The sequence below is a fragment of the Brachyspira sp. SAP_772 genome, assembly GCF_009755885.1.
GTDB lineage: Bacteria > Spirochaetota > Brachyspiria > Brachyspirales > Brachyspiraceae > Brachyspira.
Genome location: NZ_VYIX01000042.1, coordinates 1 through 1012, shown reverse-complemented (window position 1 = coordinate 1012; position 1012 = coordinate 1). Strand labels below are relative to the sequence as shown.

Genomic DNA, 1012 nt, shown 5'->3' with positions numbered 1-1012 from the left:
ATTATTACAAATAAAACCAATGCTTGCTTCATATTTTTATTGTTTAAATACTACTAATGAAGTATTAAAAGATATTAGAGTTCGTAAGGCATTGGCTCTTGCTATAGACAGAAATTATATAGTAGAACAAGTAACTAAAGGCGGAGAGACTCCTGCTGATGCTTTTGTTCCTTATGGTATAAATGATGCTGAKGGAAGTTTTAGAGAAAATGGCGGCGGATATTTYGATATAAGTCAAGAAGGATATAARAAAAATGTAGAAGAGGCTAAGAAATTAATGGCTGAAGCAGGATATCCTAATGGMGAAGGCTTCCCTGTATTTGAGTTTAARGYWGACCCTGGTTTTCATATATCTATATTTGAAGCWGTRCAGCAGATGTGGAAAGAAAATTTAGGAATAGATACAAAAATAGTACAGGAAGAATGGGCTGTATTTTTACARACTAGATATGATAAAAACTTAACTATGTGCCGCGGAGGTTGGTTTGGAGACTTTAATGACCCTATAAATTTCTTATCATTATACACAAGCTACTCTCCAAATAATTATAGCTCATATAGTAACGCTCAATATGATGCTTATATACAAACAGCACTTACTACTGGAGATCAGAAAGTGAGAATGGAAGCTATGCATAAGGCTGAAGAATTRTTAGTAAATAGTTTTGCTATAATACCTATGTATTTTTAYACTGAACCTTTGCTTGTTAATCCTAAATTAAAAGATGTTTATTATGATGCTTTATCTATGCATAAATTTACTTATGCCTCTAAAGAGCAATAATTAAAAATCATGATTAATATAAAAGAGCATTGATAAAATATATTTATCTCTGCTCTTTTYTGTATTTATTACTTTATTATTTTAATAAAAGAACTTACCGCACGTTAAGCAAAATTAAAAACATAAATTTATTTTGAATGTTAAGTTTAATTATATATTAAATTTAGCTTACCGTGCGTTAATTAAGCTACAAAGTTAAATAAAATTTGGGTGGGTGTGCTTTTTTTA

General features: G+C 29.5%; 1 protein-coding gene. It reads left to right on the top strand.

The window, feature by feature from the left end:
• Nucleotides 1-784: peptide ABC transporter substrate-binding protein (locus GQX97_RS12430; protein WP_198391230.1), on the top strand; the 784-nt coding region annotated here is incomplete at its 5' end.
• Between the last annotated feature and the right edge of the window lie 228 nt (nt 785-1012).